This window comes from Klebsiella sp. 10982, from assembly GCF_048589245.1.
Classification (GTDB): domain Bacteria; phylum Pseudomonadota; class Gammaproteobacteria; order Enterobacterales; family Enterobacteriaceae; genus Klebsiella; species Klebsiella quasivariicola.
Genome location: NZ_JBMAXV010000007.1, coordinates 88,333 through 105,030, shown reverse-complemented (window position 1 = coordinate 105,030; position 16,698 = coordinate 88,333). Strand labels below are relative to the sequence as shown.

20 protein-coding genes and 1 other RNA gene are annotated in these 16,698 nt (G+C 55.2%); 15 read left to right on the top strand and 6 right to left on the bottom strand.

All coding sequences use genetic code 11. The features are described 5' to 3' along the window. Positions 1-209: 209 nt before the first annotated feature. Complete coding sequence (sstT, locus tag ACKLKD_RS08690; RefSeq protein ID WP_025710587.1) at positions 210-1,457, top strand: serine/threonine transporter SstT; 1,248 nt, start codon at positions 210-212, stop codon at positions 1,455-1,457. A gap of 15 nt (positions 1,458-1,472) precedes the next feature. On the opposite strand, the gene ACKLKD_RS08685 is transcribed toward sstT, so the two are convergent. The 3 genes from ACKLKD_RS08685 to uxaC form a co-directional block, all read right to left on the bottom strand. After that, positions 1,473-2,027 (bottom strand): YgjV family protein, encoded by a 555-nt coding sequence (locus tag ACKLKD_RS08685; protein ID WP_025710588.1) that lies wholly within the window; start codon positions 2,025-2,027, stop codon positions 1,473-1,475. Between the two features lie 129 nt (positions 2,028-2,156). Then, positions 2,157-3,644 (bottom strand): UxaA family hydrolase, encoded by a 1,488-nt coding sequence (locus ACKLKD_RS08680; RefSeq protein ID WP_025710589.1) that lies wholly within the window; start codon positions 3,642-3,644, stop codon positions 2,157-2,159. Positions 3,645-3,662: 18 nt separating this feature from the next. Next, complete coding sequence (uxaC, locus tag ACKLKD_RS08675) at positions 3,663-5,075, bottom strand: glucuronate isomerase (RefSeq protein ID WP_025710590.1); 1,413 nt, start codon at positions 5,073-5,075, stop codon at positions 3,663-3,665. A 477-nt stretch (positions 5,076-5,552) separates the two neighbouring features. Between uxaC and ACKLKD_RS08670 the strand changes: the two genes are divergently transcribed. The 11 genes from ACKLKD_RS08670 to ACKLKD_RS08620 all read left to right on the top strand — a co-directional run bounded on the left by ACKLKD_RS08670 (position 5,553) and on the right by ACKLKD_RS08620 (position 13,021). Beyond that, the gene (locus ACKLKD_RS08670; RefSeq protein WP_025710591.1) at positions 5,553-6,854 is read left to right on the top strand and encodes an MFS transporter; all 1,302 of its coding nucleotides are present in this window, start codon (positions 5,553-5,555) and stop codon (positions 6,852-6,854) included. A gap of 127 nt (positions 6,855-6,981) precedes the next feature. Next, on the top strand, positions 6,982-7,758 hold the full coding sequence (exuR, locus tag ACKLKD_RS08665; protein WP_008806583.1) for a transcriptional regulator ExuR: 777 nt from the start codon (positions 6,982-6,984) through the stop codon (positions 7,756-7,758). Between the two features lie 341 nt (positions 7,759-8,099). Further along, a complete protein-coding gene (yqjA, locus tag ACKLKD_RS08660; RefSeq protein ID WP_004206121.1) occupies positions 8,100-8,762 on the top strand; it encodes a DedA family general envelope maintenance protein YqjA in 663 nt (220 codons plus the stop codon). A gap of 8 nt (positions 8,763-8,770) precedes the next feature. Next, on the top strand, positions 8,771-9,148 hold the full coding sequence (gene mzrA / locus ACKLKD_RS08655) for an EnvZ/OmpR regulon moderator MzrA (RefSeq protein ID WP_165931850.1): 378 nt from the start codon (positions 8,771-8,773) through the stop codon (positions 9,146-9,148). 149 nt (positions 9,149-9,297) lie between these two features. Beyond that, positions 9,298-9,672 (top strand): DUF1090 domain-containing protein, encoded by a 375-nt coding sequence (locus ACKLKD_RS08650; protein WP_025710593.1) that lies wholly within the window; start codon positions 9,298-9,300, stop codon positions 9,670-9,672. Between the two features lie 45 nt (positions 9,673-9,717). Then, complete coding sequence (locus ACKLKD_RS08645) at positions 9,718-10,023, top strand: DUF883 family protein (protein WP_002917916.1); 306 nt, start codon at positions 9,718-9,720, stop codon at positions 10,021-10,023. Between the two features lie 2 nt (positions 10,024-10,025). Next, on the top strand, positions 10,026-10,424 hold the full coding sequence (locus ACKLKD_RS08640; RefSeq protein WP_025710594.1) for a phage holin family protein: 399 nt from the start codon (positions 10,026-10,028) through the stop codon (positions 10,422-10,424). Continuing rightward, positions 10,421-10,714, top strand: a complete 294-nt coding sequence (locus ACKLKD_RS08635; protein ID WP_025710595.1) for a YqjK-like family protein — start codon at positions 10,421-10,423, stop codon at positions 10,712-10,714. The genes ACKLKD_RS08640 and ACKLKD_RS08635 overlap by 4 nt, the downstream gene beginning before the upstream one ends. Before the next feature lie 356 nt (positions 10,715-11,070). Continuing rightward, positions 11,071-11,463, top strand: coding sequence for a DoxX family protein (locus ACKLKD_RS08630; protein WP_002917920.1), 393 nt, complete (start codon positions 11,071-11,073; stop codon positions 11,461-11,463). A 76-nt stretch (positions 11,464-11,539) separates the two neighbouring features. Further along, positions 11,540-12,526 (top strand): glutathione S-transferase family protein, encoded by a 987-nt coding sequence (locus ACKLKD_RS08625; RefSeq protein WP_025710596.1) that lies wholly within the window; start codon positions 11,540-11,542, stop codon positions 12,524-12,526. A gap of 126 nt (positions 12,527-12,652) precedes the next feature. Then, the gene (locus ACKLKD_RS08620; RefSeq protein ID WP_002917923.1) at positions 12,653-13,021 is read left to right on the top strand and encodes a DUF805 domain-containing protein; all 369 of its coding nucleotides are present in this window, start codon (positions 12,653-12,655) and stop codon (positions 13,019-13,021) included. A gap of 41 nt (positions 13,022-13,062) precedes the next feature. On the opposite strand, the gene ACKLKD_RS08615 is transcribed toward ACKLKD_RS08620, so the two are convergent. Further along, a complete protein-coding gene (locus ACKLKD_RS08615; protein ID WP_025710597.1) occupies positions 13,063-13,959 on the bottom strand; it encodes a LysR family transcriptional regulator in 897 nt (298 codons plus the stop codon). Between the two features lie 104 nt (positions 13,960-14,063). Between ACKLKD_RS08615 and ACKLKD_RS08610 the strand changes: the two genes are divergently transcribed. Then, on the top strand, positions 14,064-14,765 hold the full coding sequence (locus ACKLKD_RS08610; RefSeq protein ID WP_080897340.1) for a pirin family protein: 702 nt from the start codon (positions 14,064-14,066) through the stop codon (positions 14,763-14,765). A gap of 24 nt (positions 14,766-14,789) precedes the next feature. After that, positions 14,790-14,957, top strand: coding sequence for a hypothetical protein (locus ACKLKD_RS08605; protein ID WP_042928995.1), 168 nt, complete (start codon positions 14,790-14,792; stop codon positions 14,955-14,957). A gap of 73 nt (positions 14,958-15,030) precedes the next feature. On the opposite strand, the gene ACKLKD_RS08600 is transcribed toward ACKLKD_RS08605, so the two are convergent. Continuing rightward, the gene (locus ACKLKD_RS08600) at positions 15,031-15,441 is read right to left on the bottom strand and encodes a Spy/CpxP family protein refolding chaperone (RefSeq protein WP_025710599.1); all 411 of its coding nucleotides are present in this window, start codon (positions 15,439-15,441) and stop codon (positions 15,031-15,033) included. Between the two features lie 312 nt (positions 15,442-15,753). On the opposite strand from ACKLKD_RS08600, the gene ACKLKD_RS08595 reads away from it, so the two are divergent. Continuing rightward, positions 15,754-16,218 carry an OB-fold putative lipoprotein gene (locus ACKLKD_RS08595; protein ID WP_080897339.1) on the top strand — a complete coding sequence of 155 codons (465 nt, stop codon included), beginning with the start codon at positions 15,754-15,756 and terminating at the stop codon, positions 16,216-16,218. 75 nt (positions 16,219-16,293) lie between these two features. Here ACKLKD_RS08595 and rnpB read toward each other — a convergent pair. After that, positions 16,294-16,676: RNase P RNA component class A (gene rnpB, locus ACKLKD_RS08590), an RNA gene on the bottom strand. Positions 16,677-16,698: the final 22 nt, after the last annotated feature.

Sequence of the window (16,698 nt, the reverse complement as noted above, 5' to 3'; positions counted from 1 at the left end):
ATTGCCGACGGCAACCCCATCTCATGTCACAATTATGTTGCTACATAGTTAATAAATTAGATACAGATTAAAATCACAGTATTTTGCGCTTCCCGCCCGCCGTTCTTTCCGTATACTCGACTATGCAAACATCTACTTACATCCTGACATAAACGTAACAAATAATACGTGGCTGGGATGGCTTGCTACATCACTGGAAGGAATGAATTATGACAACACGCACTCCCCCAACAGGGTGGCTCACTCGTCTGGCGCAAGGCAGCCTGGTGAAACAAATTTTAATCGGCCTGGTGCTTGGCATACTGCTGGCGCTGGTTTCAAAGGAGGCGGCGATTGCCGTCGGACTGCTGGGGACCTTGTTCGTCGGCGCGTTAAAGGCGGTGGCGCCAGTGCTGGTATTAATGCTCGTGATGGCCTCCATCGCCAACCATCAGCACGGCCAAAAAACCAGCATCCGGCCCATTCTGTTTCTTTATCTGCTGGGTACCTTTAGCGCGGCGCTGACCGCAGTGTTGCTCAGTTTTGTCTTTCCGTCGTCACTGCATTTAACCACCGCCGCCGACAGCATCACCCCGCCATCGGGGATTGTCGAAGTGCTGCGCGGCCTGCTAATGAGTATGGTATCCAACCCGATCGACGCCCTGCTGAACGCCAACTATATCGGCATTCTGGTGTGGGCGGTGGGGCTAGGCTTCGCCCTGCGTCACGGTAACGACACCACCAAAAACCTGATCAATGATGTCTCCCACGCGGTGACCTTCATCGTCAAAGTGGTGATCCGTTTTGCGCCGCTGGGGATCTTCGGTCTGGTCTCTTCCACCCTGGCGACCACCGGCTTCGAGACCCTGTGGGGCTACGCCCAGCTGCTGCTGGTGCTGGTGGGCTGTATGCTGCTGGTGGCGCTGGTGATTAACCCGTTGCTGGTGTTCTGGAAGATCCGCCGTAACCCCTATCCGCTGGTGCTTACCTGCCTGCGCGAAAGCGGCGTCTACGCCTTCTTCACCCGCAGCTCGGCCGCCAATATTCCGGTGAATATGGCGCTGTGTGAGAAACTGAATCTGGATCGCGATACTTATTCGGTGTCAATTCCGCTGGGAGCAACCATCAATATGGCGGGCGCGGCGATCACGATCACCGTGCTGACGCTGGCGGCGGTGCATACGCTGAATATCCAGGTCGATCTGCCGACAGCGCTGCTGCTAAGCGTAGTCGCTTCGCTGTGCGCCTGCGGCGCCTCCGGCGTAGCGGGCGGTTCACTGCTGCTGATCCCGCTGGCCTGTAATATGTTTGGTATTCCGAACGATGTGGCGATGCAGGTGGTGGCCGTTGGCTTTATTATCGGCGTGCTGCAGGACTCCTGCGAAACCGCGCTGAACTCCTCCACCGACGCTCTGTTTACCGCCGCGGCCTGTATGGCGGAAGACGACCAGCTGGCGAAAAACGCCCTGCGCGGATAACGCCTTTCCCCTCCGCTATCGGGCGGAGGGGCTCTCTTCCTGTACTGCGTTTTCAACCTTAAACGGATCGATACCGCGCTTTTGCATCCGGCGGAAGCGAATGATGTTCAGCCCGTTGACGATCAGAAAACTGCCTTCAATCAGCGTCCCGCCAATGGAACCCAGCCACAGGTTATGCGTAACCCAGCAGGCGGTGGAGCACCACATCACGCAGCGGACGGTCAGCCCTTTGCAGCGAAACAGCGCCCAGGTACTGGCAACGGTGCCAATAATCGGCAACAGCTCCATGGCATGCTGCAGTTTGCCCAGGCCGAGGATCAACGTCAGGAGGATAAAGACCGTCATCACCCACAGGCTGCGGGTGCGCAGGGAAATGACCGTGCGGAGCGCATTGAGCCCGGCGCTCATCCCGGCGGGTGCGGCGCCCATCAGGAAAAAATGGACGCCAATAATGGCGCTATAGCCCGCCAGCTGAAGCCTGAAGCGGCGTTCGTCGCGGTTGATAAAGGTGGTAATGCCGATAAGAAAGGCGATGACGCCGACACCCTGGGCCAGCCAATACGCGGTCATGAAGGCTCCCTGACAGGAAAAAATAAACGGCGCTTCACAGGCTGAAACGCCGCTTTTACTTGCCTGATGGCGCTACGCTATCAGGCCGATACGCGCTCAACGCCCCTGGAGGCTAGTATGATTGCGCCTTTACAGGGTAACACCGCTTTTAAAGATGGCCAGTTCGCGGAAGTCATTCTTCTCATTACACGTCGGTTTACCGTTGGCGAAAGCCACAATGGTATCCACAAACTCCTCCAGCAGCTGCGGCATCGCTTTACCGTGGATCAGTTGCCCGGCATCGAAGTCGATCCAGTGCTTTTTCTTCGCCGCCAGCTCACTGTTGGTGGCAATCTTCACCGTTGGCACAAAGCCACCATACGGCGTGCCGCGGCCGGTACTGAACAGCACCATATGGCAGCCGGCGCCGGCCAGCGCGCTGGTGGCAACCGCATCGTTACCCGGCGCGCTCAGCAAATTCAGACCATGTACCTTCAGGCGCTCACCGTAGCGCAGGACATCCACCACCTGGCTGGAGCCCGCTTTCTGGGTACAGCCCAGCGATTTATCCTCCAGGGTGGTGATCCCCCCGGCTTTGTTGCCCGGCGATGGATTTTCGTAAATAGGCTGGTCGTGGGCAATAAAGTACTGCTTGAAGTCATTGACCATGGTAACCAGCTTGTCAAAGGTCGCTTCGTCACGGCAGTGGCTCATCAGCAGCTGCTCGGCGCCAAACATCTCCGGCACTTCGGTCAGCACGGTGGTGCCGCCGTTGGCGATCACATAGTCTGAGAAACGTCCCAGCATCGGGTTAGCGGTGATCCCTGACAGCCCATCCGATCCCCCGCACTCGAGGCCAAACTTCAGCTCGCTGAGTTTGCCCGGCTGGCGTTTATCCTGGCGCATCACTTCATACAGCTGGTGAAGATGCTCAACCCCCGCCTCCACTTCATCGTCCTGGTGCTGGCAGACCATAAAGTGCACGCGCTGCGGATCATACTCGCCCAGCGTCTCGCGAAACGCATCAACCTGGTTGTTTTCACAACCAAGCCCTACCACCAGTACCGCCCCGGCGTTCGGATGACGAACCATATTTTGCAACATGGTACGGGTGTTGATGTGATCGTCTCCGAGCTGCGAGCAGCCGTAGGTATGGCTGAAGAGATGCACCCCGTCGATACCCTCAGCGCCACCGGTCTCTTTCAGAAAACGGTTCTGCATTTGCCGGGCCATGGCATTGACGCAGCCGACGGTCGGCAGGATCCACAGTTCGTTGCGTACCCCAACGTCGCTGTTGGCGCGACGATAAATCTGCACCTCGCGATCCGCAGGCTGTGCCGGTTGGGCAACCAGGTCCGGTTGATAGCGATACGCGTCAAGATCGCTGAGATTGGTGCGCGTGTTATGCGCATGGACATGCTCACCCGGCGCGATATCCGCCAGCGCATGACCTATCGGCAACCCGTACTTAATGACGTTTTCCCCTTTCGCGATAGCGCGCAGTGCAAACTTGTGGCCGCGAACGATATCCTGGCCAAGGGTGACAGAGTCATTATCTACCGTCACCACGCTACCGGCCGCCATATCCGAGAGCGCGACCGCGACGTTATCCTGCGAATGGATTTTAATGTATTGCATATCAACCGACCTCAGGCCTTAGTTCAGTTCAATGGCGAAATAGTCGCGCGCATTGTTAAAGCAAATGTTTTTCACCATCTCGCCCAGCAGCGCGATATCCGCAGGCGCTTCACCCGCAGCCACCCAGCGGCCAATCATCTGGCACAGAATGCGGCGGAAATATTCATGGCGCGTGTAGGAGAGGAAGCTGCGGCTGTCGGTCAGCATGCCGACAAAGCGGCTCAGCAGACCGAGCTGCGCCAGCTGGGTCATCTGCCGCTCCATGCCGTCTTTCTGATCGTTGAACCACCAGCCGGAGCCGAACTGCATCTTGCCCGGCATACCTTCGCCCTGGAAGTTACCGATCATAGTACCCAGCACTTCGTTATCACGCGGGTTCAGGCAGTAGAGAATGGTTTTCGGCAGCAGGTTTTCTTCATTCTGCTTGCTCAGCAGCTTAGACAGCTCTTCAGCCATCGGGCGGTCGTTGATCGAGTCGAAGCCGACGTCTGGCCCTAACAGTTTGAACTGACGCAGGTTGTTATTGCGCAGCGCGCCAATGTGGTACTGCTGCACCCAGCCGCGGCGAGCATACTCTGCGCCAAGGAACACCAGCACCGCCGTTTTGAACTGTGCGACTTCGTGTTCATTGAGGGTTTCCCCTGCCAGACGGCGCGCCAGAATGTCATCCAGCTCGGCGTCGGTCGCTTCCGCAAACAGCACCACGTCCAGCGCGTGGTCGGAAACTTTGCAGCCGTGAGCGGCAAAGTGATCCAGACGTTTCGTCAGGGCGCTTTGCAGGTCAGAGAAGCGACGAATATCGGTGTCGGACACCTCGCCCAGCTTCGCCATGTAGTCATTGAAAGTCGCCAGCTCGATGTTGAACGCTTTATCCGGGCGCCAGCTCGGCAGCACCTTGATATCAAAGGAGGTGTCTTTGGCAACGACCGCATGGTGCTCCAGCGAATCAATCGGATCGTCGGTGGTGCCGACCATCTTCACATTCATCTGCTTCATGATTCCGCGGGCGGAGAACGCGTCCTGAGCCAGTAAATCATTGCACTGGTCCCAGATCTCATCGGCAGTGGATGGCGACAACAGCTTACCTGTAATACCAAAAGGACGACGCAGTTCTAAATGCGTCCAGTGGTATAACGGGTTGCCAATAGTGTGCGGAACTGTTGCCGCCCAGGCGTCAAATTTCTCGCGATCGGAGGCATCTCCGGTGCACAGACGCTCTGGTACGCCGTTGGTGCGCATCGCGCGCCATTTGTAGTGATCGCCTTTCAGCCAGATGTCATACAGATTTTTGAAACGATAATTTTCGGCAACCTGCTGCGGCGGAAGGTGGCAGTGATAGTCGAAAATTGGCTGATCTTTGGCATAATCGTGGTACAGACGGCGGGCAAACTCGGTATCAAGTAGAAAATCTTCAGTCATAAACGGTGTCATTCGCGTGTCCTCTTCGCTCCACTGCGGGAGCCTTTCAGATGATTGACTACAATGCTGACAAAGTTATCACACCAATTTCTACAGACCGAGCTGTTTTTCGTGAGTTAGATCAATAAACGTCGATAAAAAAACAACCGCCCCAGGGCAAAACACCTCGCCAGAGCGCGCCATTTCTGGCTTTTTCGGCCAGAGATAAAGACCACACTATCTTTCCCACTTTTGTGACAGCACTCAACTTTTAAAGTTGTATGACAAGTTATCTTTCTGCCGTCGCAACATATAAACCGACGGAATGCATTACCGGTGTTTATGACATCGGCTTAAACGGGATGGATACCGACTTTCAATAACCACTAATGGCAAGGTTCGAACAGAGGGGAGTTCCCTCCTGAACCCTCCGTTTCGCTTTCCCGGCCGCGTAACGCGGTCGGAAAAGGCCGCACCTGGTGCGGAAAGATAACAGACGATGAGGTTTACATGCGTAAAATTAAAGGGTTACGTTGGTACATGATTGCACTGGTGACGCTGGGCACCGTGCTGGGCTACCTGACGCGTAACACCGTGGCGGCGGCCGCGCCAACGCTGATGGAAGAGTTACACATCTCGACCCAACAGTATTCCTATATCATTGCAGCTTATTCCGCTGCCTACACCGTCATGCAGCCTGTTGCGGGTTATGTCCTTGATATTCTGGGCACAAAAATCGGCTATGCCTTCTTCGCCATCGCCTGGGCGGTATTCTGCGGCTCAACGGCGCTGGCCGGCAGCTGGGGTGGACTGGCGCTGGCCCGCGGCGCGGTGGGCGCGGCAGAGGCCGCGATGATCCCGGCAGGTCTGAAGGCCAGCTCAGAGTGGTTCCCGGCAAAAGAGCGCTCTATCGCGGTGGGCTACTTCAACGTCGGTTCCTCTATCGGCGCCATGATCGCGCCGCCGCTGGTGGTGTGGGCGATCGTGATGCACAGCTGGCAGATGGCGTTCATCATCTCCGGGGTCCTGAGCTTCGCCTGGGCCATCGCCTGGCTTATCTTCTACAAACACCCGCGCGATCAGAAAAAATTATCTGACGAAGAACGCGACTACATCATTGGCGGCCAGGAGTCTCAGCACCAGACCAACAACGCGAAGAAAATGTCGCCATGGCAGATCCTGCGCAACCGTCAGTTCTGGGGTATCGCCCTGCCGCGCTTCCTCGCAGAGCCGGCCTGGGGGACCTTCAACGCCTGGATCCCGCTGTTCATGTTCAAGGTTTACGGCTTTAACCTGAAAGAGATCGCCATGTTCGCCTGGATGCCGATGCTGTTCGCCGACCTCGGCTGCATCGTCGGCGGTTACCTGCCGCCGCTGTTCCAGCGCTGGTTCGGCGTCAACCTGATCGTCTCGCGTAAAATGGTGGTGACCATGGGCGCGGTACTGATGATTGGCCCGGGCATGATCGGCCTGTTTACCAGCCCGTACGTGGCGATTGCGCTGCTGTGCATCGGTGGGTTTGCTCACCAGGCGCTGTCTGGGGCGCTGATCACCCTCTCCTCCGACGTCTTTGGCCGTAACGAAGTCGCCACTGCCAACGGTCTGACCGGGATGGCTGCCTGGCTGGCCAGCACCATGTTCGCTCTGGTCGTCGGCGCGCTGGCAGACACCATTGGCTTCAGCCCACTGTTTGCGGTGCTGGCGATCTTTGACTTGCTGGGTGCGCTGGTTATCTGGACGGTATTGAAAAATAAACCGGCTGATGATGACTCTACGCCACTTAGCAGTAGCAAACCGGCTACGCAAAGTTAGACGTTGTGAGAATGTGACTGCTGATTAAGCCGCCTGTACAGGCGGCTTTTTCATACCTGCCAGTGGTGGAAAGCGCGTAAAAGTGGTATAACAAATCGAATATTGTCGCCATCTTCCGGGAGCGAATATGGAAATCATTGAACCACGCCGTCTGTATCAGCAGCTCGCCGCTGAGCTGAAGACGCGCATCGAACAAGGTGTCTACCTTGTTGGGGATAAGCTGCCCGCCGAGCGCTTTATCGCCGATGAAAAAAACGTCAGCCGCACCGTGGTTCGCGAAGCCATTATCATGCTGGAAGTGGAAGGGTATGTCGAAGTCCGCAAAGGGTCGGGTATTCATGTCATCTCCAACCATCCGAAATACCAGCAGGTGGCCGATGAAAGCCTTGAGTTCGCTAACTATGGCCCTTTTGAACTGCTGCAGGCGCGGCAGCTCATTGAAAGTAATATCGCCGAATTTGCGGCTACTCAGGTGACCAAGCAGGACATCATGAAGCTGATGGAAATTCAGGAGAAAGCGCGTAACGAGAAATGTTTCCGCGACTCCGAGTGGGACCTGCAATTTCACGTCCAGGTCGCCCTGGCCACGCAGAACAGCGCGCTGGCGGCGATCGTGGAAAAGATGTGGACCCAGCGCGTGCATAACCCGTACTGGAAAAAACTGCATGAGCATATCGACCTGCGTACGGTCGATAACTGGTGCGACGATCACGATCAGATCCTGAAGGCGCTGCTGCGTAAAGACCCGAACGCCGCCAAGCTCGCCATGTGGCAGCATCTGGAAAATACCAAGCAAATGTTGTTTAACGAAACCAGCGACGACTTTGAATTTAATGCCGATCGCTATCTGTTTGCTGAAAACCCGGTCGTTCATCTCGATACGGCGGCCAACAGCGCAAAATAACCCCTTATCTCAGCGGCGCGCAGCCCCGGCGCGCCTGCCCGCCACCCAGGCTGGAGTAAGCAAAGCATATATAGTGTCAGCCTGTGTAAATCCTCTCGCCTCCCACCGCCGCAATCAGCAAAATCAACAAGCAACACCTTGCAATTTCTCTGACGTAAAGTCAGGTGATTTGTTACAATTAGATGCATTTTGCCGTTCTGGGGGTAGGTCTTTACTTACTTCAGTTTTATACAGGGAAGCGTTCAGAGCGCCTAAGCCGCGACCATAATCTCATAAAAATCTTGTCGCCCTATATGCCACGCGCTCAGACGTGCCGTTAACCGATGTACCAGGAATCGTGAATGGAACTATTAACCCAGTTATTGAATGCCTTGTGGGCTCAGGATTACGAAACACTCGCAAATCCCTCCATGATTGGCATGCTGTATTTTGTCTTGTTTATGATTTTGTTCCTTGAGAATGGGCTCCTGCCTGCCGCGTTTTTACCGGGAGACAGTCTGCTTGTGCTCGTCGGCGTGCTGATCGCCAAAGGCGCGATGGGCTTTCCGGAAACCTTGCTGCTGCTTACCGCCGCCGCCAGCCTTGGCTGCTGGCTGAGCTATATCCAGGGGCGCTGGCTGGGCAATACGCGGATCGTGCAAAACTGGCTATCACATCTGCCCTCTCACTATCATCAGCGTGCCCATCATCTGTTCCATAAACACGGGCTTTCCGCGCTGCTGATCGGCCGCTTTATTGCCTTCGTGCGTACGCTGTTGCCCACCATCGCGGGCCTTTCCGGCCTCAATAACGCCCGCTTTCAGTTCTTTAACTGGATGAGCGGCCTGCTGTGGGTGCTCATCCTGACCTCGCTGGGTTATCTGCTGGGTAAAACCCCGGTATTCCTCAAGTATGAAGACCAGCTGATGTCCTGCCTGATGCTCCTGCCGGTCGCGCTGTTGGTCTTCGGACTGATCGGCTCGCTGGTGGTGCTGTGGAAGAAAAAATACAGAAGCCGGGGCTAATGATGGTCATAAAACGCCCTTCCCTGCGCCAGCTGAGCTGGCTGCTGGGTGGCTCTCTTGTGCTCTGCGCGCTGTTATGGGTCTGTCTGGCGGTGCAGCAGCAAGAGGCCACGCTGGCGATCCGTCCGGTTGGACAAGGCGTCAGCATGCCGGACGGCTTCTCCGTCTGGCATCACCTCGACGCCAACGGCATCCGCTTTAAAAGCATTACGCCGCAAAAAGATGGCCTGCTGATTAAGTTCGATTCCACCGCCCAGGGCGCGGCGGCGAAAGAGGTTCTCGGTCGCGCTCTGCCACATGGTTATATTATCGCCCTGCTGGAGGACGATAACTCGGCCACCGCCTGGTTATCCCGCCTGCGCGACGCGCCGCACCGGCTTGGCTAAGCGGCCACCAGACTGCGTTTTTCTCGTAGTCTGGTGGTTTTCCGCATTTGTTACTATGCTTAAACCTGCGGGAATCAACGCATTCCCGTTCACCATCGGGAACGGGTATATCCTCCGGGTACACCCTCAGACAATGGAAGGTACTATCCATGAAACACCGCATCGCTCTGCTTCTGGCCCTGACTTCACTTAGCGCCAGCGCCAGCGCCATAGCCGCCTCTCCCTGCCAGGAAAAAGAGCAGGATATTCAACGAGAGATCAGCTATGCCGAAAAGCATCACAATCAAAGTCGCATTGATGGGCTAAATACCGCGCTACGTCAGGTCAGAGAGAACTGCAGCGACAGTCAACTGAAAGCCGATCATCAGCAAAAAATTGCCAAACAGCGGGAAGAGATCGCTGAACGTCAGCGCGATCTGCAGGAAGCCCGGAAGAAAGGCGATGCGGACAAAATCAACAAACGCCAGCGTAAACTTAATGAAGCGCAACAGGAGTTGAAAACGCTGGAGTCTCGGGATTACTAATCACCATTAACTTTCGCAACACGGACCACGCTACAGGAGAACGACATGGCTAAAGAGAATGTGACTGACGACCTTCGTGCAGAACTGAAAACGCTGGCGGATACCCTGGAGGAAGTTCTGAATTCCTCAGCGGACAAGTCGAAAGAAGAGATGGGTAAACTGCGTAGTAAAGCAGAGAGCGCGCTAAAAGAGAGTCGTGCCCGCCTGGGTGAAACCAGCGAGGCGATTCTGCGTCAAACGCGTGAGACCGCCGCGCGGGCGGATGATTATGTTCGCGAAAATCCGTGGACTGGCGTCGGGATTGGTGCCGCCGTCGGGCTGGTGCTGGGTGTCCTGCTGTCGCGTCGCTGATTATGGCGAATACTCAACACACGCAGGGGCCAGGCCAGCGCGTGTTCTCCATTGGCCAGCGTATCGTCACGCTGCTGGCCGAAATGGTGGAAACACGGCTGCGCCTGGTCGTCGTGGAGCTGGAGGAGGAGAAAGCCAACCTCTTCCAGCTGCTGATCATGACCGGACTGACGCTGCTGTTTGCCGCGTTTGGCCTCATGAGTCTGCTGGTGCTGGTTATCTGGGCCGTTGACGCCCAGTACCGCCTGCACGTCATGATCGCCACCACCGTCGTTCTGCTCCTCGCCGCCGCGATCGTGGGTATCCTTACCCTACGTAAGGCGCGCCGCTCCACGCTGCTGCGCCTGACGCGTAAAGAACTGGAGAACGACCGTGCCCTTCTGGAGGACCATAAACCATGAATGGCCGACAGGAGCGTGAACGACAAAAGGCGCTGCTGTTGCGCCAGATCCAGCAGCAACGTCTGGAGCTGAGCGCTTGTCGTCGCCACTGGCTGGAGACGACAGCGCCTTTCGATCGCGGCTGGCATACGCTGCTGGGCTTACGTTCGTGGCTGATGGTGGGCAGCGGTTTGATGGCCGTGTGGTCCGTACGACATCCACACTTTTTAATGCGCTGGACCAAACGCGGTCTCGGACTGTGGAGCACCTGGCGAATGGTCCGCGGCATCCTGCGCCAGTCAGCTCGCTAGCGGCTCAGGGCGCGGGCGCTTTTTCTCGCGCCCCGTTCTGCCGTTTTCCCACCAGATAATACCGTTTACGGCAACCTGCGCCTTTACCGCACCAGGCGGTTCCCCTGCCTTAACATCCCTGTCCAGTGAGATCTGTCGACTCCATATCGTGGCGGTTGGCTACCCATCGCCCCTGGGTATTTTGTCTCTCACCGCACTTATTGCTCAGAAACTTTGAAAAAGATCTACAGTTTTCCTTGCTAACAATTCCCTCTCCGCCTCGCTAATATCCTCTCCATCGACAGCGACACCGCGTAACTACGCGGGATTGCACTAAAAAACAAAACCGCCGCCCTTTGGGTTTTCTGGAGTAAGAAATGAAAAAATTAGAAGATGTTGGTGTACTGGTAGCGCGCATTCTGATGCCAATTCTGTTTATCACTGCAGGTTGGGGCAAAATCACCGGTTATGCGGGTACCCAGCAGTATATGGAAGCCATGGGCGTACCGGGAGCGCTGCTGCCGCTGACCATCCTCCTTGAGTTCGGCGGTGGTCTGGCGATTCTGTTCGGTTTCCTGACCCGTACCACGGCGCTGTTCACCGCAGGCTTTACGCTGCTGACCGCGTTCCTGTTCCACAGCAACTTTGCGGAAGGCGTGAACTCGCTGATGTTCATGAAAAACCTGACCATTGCTGGCGGTTATCTGCTGCTGGCCATTACCGGACCGGGCGCATTCAGCATCGACCGCGTACTGAATAAAAAGTGGTAAGCGCACTATACTGAGTAAAAATCTAAAAAAAGCGAGGGGATTATCTCCTCGCTTTTGTTATCTGAAGGAGGAAGTAATGGGACAATTAGTCGACGGCGTCTGGCAAGATACCTGGTATGACACCAAATCCACCGGAGGACGGTTCAAGCGTTCCGTTTCGGCCTTCCGTAACTGGCTCACTGCCGATGGCGCCGCCGGTCCCAGCGGTGAAGGCGGTTTCGCGGCAGAGAAAGATCGCTATCATCTGTACGTCTCTCTCGCGTGTCCGTGGGCGCATCGCACGTTAATCATGCGTAAACTGAAAGGGCTGGAGCCTTTTCTCCCCGTCTCCGTGGTCAATCCGCTGATGCTGGAAAATGGCTGGACCTTTGACGACAGCTTCCCGGAAGCTACCGGCGATACCCTTTACCAGCACGATTTTCTGTATCAATTGTATCTGCACGCCGACCCGCACTACACCGGTCGCGTCACCGTGCCGGTGCTGTGGGATAAAAAACAGCAGACTATCGTCAGCAATGAGTCAGCAGAAATCATCCGCATGTTTAATACCGCCTTCGATGGCCTGGGCGCCAGAGCCGGTGATTACTACCCGCCGGCGCTGCGGGAAAAAATCGATGAGCTGAACGGCTGGATCTACGATAACGTGAATAACGGCGTGTACAAAGCCGGCTTCGCCACCAGCCAGCAGGCGTACGACGAAGCGGTCGATGCGGTCTTTACCTCGCTGGAACGGCTCGAGCAGATCCTCGGCCAGCACCGCTACCTGACCGGGAATCAGTTAACTGAGGCGGATATCCGCCTGTGGACGACGCTGGTACGGTTCGACCCGGTGTATGTGACGCATTTTAAATGCGATAAACGGCGCATCAGCGATTACCTCAATCTGTACGGTTTCCTGCGCGACCTTTACCAGATGCCGGGCATCGCCGAGACGGTAAGTTTTCCGCATATCCGTAACCACTATTACCGCAGCCATAAAACCATTAATCCTACCGGTATCATCTCCATAGGGCCGCAGCAGGATCTCAACGAACCACACGGTCGCGATCAGCGCTTCCGTTGATCTGTCAGGCGCCAGTGATGGCGCCTAATAATTCAGAAAACAGATATTTACCCACCATTCATTCACGTCTATTCTTATTACGATCGCTTAAAAAACAAGTGATTGACGGTTAATTGAGGCGTAGAAATGGACTGGTATCTCAAGGTATTAAAAAACTATATTGGATTTGGCGGCCGTGCGCGGCGCAAAGAGTACTGGATGTTTATTCTGGTCAACCTCATCCTGACCGGCGTATTGAGCATCATCGATAAAATGCTGGGCTGGCAGCGGGCGGGCGGCGAAGGCATTCTGACAACCATCTATGGCGTGCTGGTCTTTTTACCGTGGTGGGCGGTGCAGTTTCGGCGTCTGCACGACACCGACCGTTCGGCCTGGTGGCTACTCCTGCTGTTGATCCCGGTCATCGGCTGGCTGGTGATCCTGATCTTTAACTGCCAGCGCGGCACCGAGGGTAATAATCGATTTGGCCCCGACCCAAAACCCTTTTCCTACTAATCTTCCTGCTCCTCCCGCTACCGGGAGGAGCGTCTTCGTGGCTAGCGCCCCGCAAACAGCTTAGGGATCTCACGCAGACACCAGGACTTCGCTTCGCCCATACTGTCCCGTCGCCAGGCCATAATAATGTCAATTTCATTGGTGTATTCCGGGCTGACGACCCGCAACCGCCCTTCGGCAATATCCTTCTCCACCAGCGGATAGGGCATGGTCGCCACGCCTAACCCGGCCAGCAGCGCCTGGCGCTTATCTTCTATCGTACTTACCGTTAAACGCGGCTGTTTATCCAGTAGCTGGACGGTAAGAACAGGCCGCTCGCGCGCGGTATCCGCCACCGCAATACCGCGATATTTTACGCGGGTAACCTCAGAGAGCGGCTCCGCCTCCTGATGGATCGGATGGTCCGGCGCCGCCACGTAGACGCTCAACACCGAGTAGAGCTTGCGGGAGTTAATCTCTGAGGAGGAACGAAAATGCATATCCGGCGCGACAACAATATCCGCCCGCCCCTGCTCCAGCCGTTCCCAGGCACCGGCCAGTACCTCGGTGATAATTGACAGCTGAGTGTTGGATTTGGTCGCCAGTTTCTCAATCAGCGGAAACAGTTCCGGGGTGGGAATAAGCGCTTCAGTGACGATCGTGAGGTGGGTTTCCCAGCCACGCGACAGGGCTTCCGCATCGGTAGTCAGCTTATCTGCCGCTTCAAGCAGCACTCGCCCGCGCTCCAGCAGCATTCTTCCGACGTTAGTGAACTTCGTGCGATGACCGGAACGGTCAAACAGCACCACGTCCAGCTCCTCCTCCAGTTTTTGCATGGTATAGCTCAGGGCGGAGGGCACGCGACCCAGTTCATCAGCCGCGGCAGCAAAGCTCCCGCGCCGGTCGATCGCATCCATCACGCGTAACGCTTCCAGCGTTAATGCTCTCTCTTTGGCCATCGCTTTCTCATTCAGGAAATTTGAACATACCGGGCAGAATATCTGGCTAACAATACAGCGTCCATACCTTTACCATTGATTTAGTGTAAAGAGAGGTCAAGAACATGATTACTACCCGAACAGCCAAACAATGCGGACAAGCAGACTTCGGCTGGCTGCAGGCCCGCTACACTTTCTCCTTTGGCCACTACTTCGATCCGAAATTACTGGGCTTTGCGTCCTTACGTGTCCTCAATCAGGAAGTGCTGGCGCCTGGCGCCTCGTTCCAGGCGAGGACTTATCCAAAAGTCGATATCCTGAACCTGATTCTGGAAGGTGAAGCAGAGTACCGCGACAGCGATGGCAACCATGTGCAGGCCAAAGCCGGTGAAGCGCTGCTTATCGCCACCCAACCAGGCGTAAGCTACAGCGAGCATAACCTGAGTAAAGAGCAGTCGTTAACACGGATGCAGCTGTGGCTGGATGCCTGCCCGCAGCGGGAAAACCCGTTACAGCAGAAAATCGACGTCGCGAGCGCACCGCTGCAGCTGCTGGCCTCGCCGGAAGGAGAGAGCAACAGCCTTCAGCTTCGCCAGCAGGCCTGGGTCTACCATATTGCCCTGGAGAAAGGTGAGCATATTAACGTGCAATTACATGGTCCACGCGCTTACCTGCAGTCGATCCACGGCACCGTCCATGCCGTCGCGCAGGAACAACAAAAGCAGGCACTCACCTGCGGTGACGGCGCATTTATTCGTGACGAAGCTAACATTACCCTCGTCGCCGATACGCCGCTGCGCGCTTTGCTGATAGATTTACCGGTGTAACAACGGAAGTCATGGAGTCGGTCAGTGAGTAAGAAGAAAAATAGAAAAAAGGCGTCACCAACGCCGTTAGCCCCGCCGCAGCCGGAAGCCGCCGGGGTTACCAGCTTTGGTTATGATGAGATGCTTAGCGAACTGGAAGCCATTATTGCCGAAGCGGAGATTCGCTTGCGGGATGAAGAAAGTCTCGCCTGAAATGGCAAAATGGATGGGTTAATTTTCGTTTATGGCCTGAAGATGAAATCGGCCCCGAAAGGGGCCGATGGCATTATTCACTCAGCGCGTCGGCAAGATCTTTTTTCACCTGGGTGCGCTGCTCCGGCGTCAGTACCTGATTCACTTCAAAATAGTACTTCACGCGGTAATAACGTACCTGCTGATCGATCTTACTGAAGGCTGCCAGCTGATCCTTGACCGCTTTCTCATCCCATTTTCCGGAATCAATTACGTTAATCAATGCGCCATCTTTAATGTCTTGCTGTGAAATCTGCTGAACATTATTTTCCAGCTGCTGATGCAGGCTTTTAATTTTCGCAACCTGATCGTTGGTGAGTTTTAAGTGCTGAACAATAGGATCCTGCGCCGGTGCTGGTGCCGCCTTAACATCCGCGGCCTGTGCCGCAACAGAGAAGCCGGTGGTCAACAGCGCGGCGAAGGCAATACGGGTCATAAATTTCATGGTCTTATCCTGTAGTAAAGGGAGCAGAAATAGCAGCTCATTATTTTCCAGTCGGTAGTGAAGAAATGTAAAAAATAATACCTAAAGATTATTCACATTCAATTGCGGAATGTATATCACGATATATATAAAAAACACGAATATCACCCCTTTATTAATCACTCAGGATAATACACTATTATCATTACATTATTTTCACCGCTGGCCTCAGGTAAAATAATTGACAACAGTAAGCTTTAGTTTATTTAATAAGCGCGAAACAAGTTATCCAGTGCATCAAGGACACCATAAAAAATAGATAAGGAGATAGTAATGTTATTACGTTTTCGCGTATTACCGCTGGTTTTTTTCATCTCGTTGTTAAGCGGCTGCGGCCTGGCTTCTAAAGCCTTTTATTCCGCGGGTGATAAATTATTTCAACCCGGAGATGACGCCGTCGCGTCGATGCAGACGTATTCAGTGTCTCAGTTCTTGCAGCCGTTTACTCTCAACCCGGCGAAGGCCAGCAACGATTATCTGGGTAAATGGGTTAAGGTGCGCGGCGTCATTGTCGATATTCGCCGGATGAGCGGTATTGCCGGCAGCTATTATTTTACCGTGACCATGCGAGATGAGCAGAATAAAACGGATAAACGTCTGACCTTCAATTTTGGCTCACACAATAGCGCAGACGTAGAAGCTTTAAACAACGGCAGCGTCGCCACGATCGTCGGTCAGGTTCATCAGGTGCAAGATTCCACGATACCGACGCTACAGAATCCTAAAGTGGTGAAATAACGGTAGCTGACCGGTAAGCCGCTTTCCGATTTCCGAATAGCAAAAACCCCGCCGGAGCGGGGTTTTGACATAAAAAGGTGAAACTGACCGATAAGCCGGGTTCTGTCGTGGACAGTCATTCATCTAGGCCAGCAATCGCTCACTGGCTCAAGCAGCCTACCCGGGTTCAGTACGGGCCGTACCTTATGAACCCCTATTTGGCCTTGCTCCGGGTGGAGTTTACCGTGCCGCGGACTGTTACCAGCCGCGCGGTGCGCTCTTACCGCACCCTTTCACCCTTACCTGATCCCGCTTGCGCGGGCCATCGGCGGTTTGCTCTCTGTTGCACTGGTCGTGGGCTGTGACACCCCCCAGGCGTTACCTGGCACCTTGCCCTATGGAGCCCGGACTTTCCTCCCCTCCGCCCGTCTCCCCCCGAAGGAGGACGACGACGAAGCGGCGACTGTCTGGTCAGCTTCGGCGCGCAGTATAGAGGGTTTA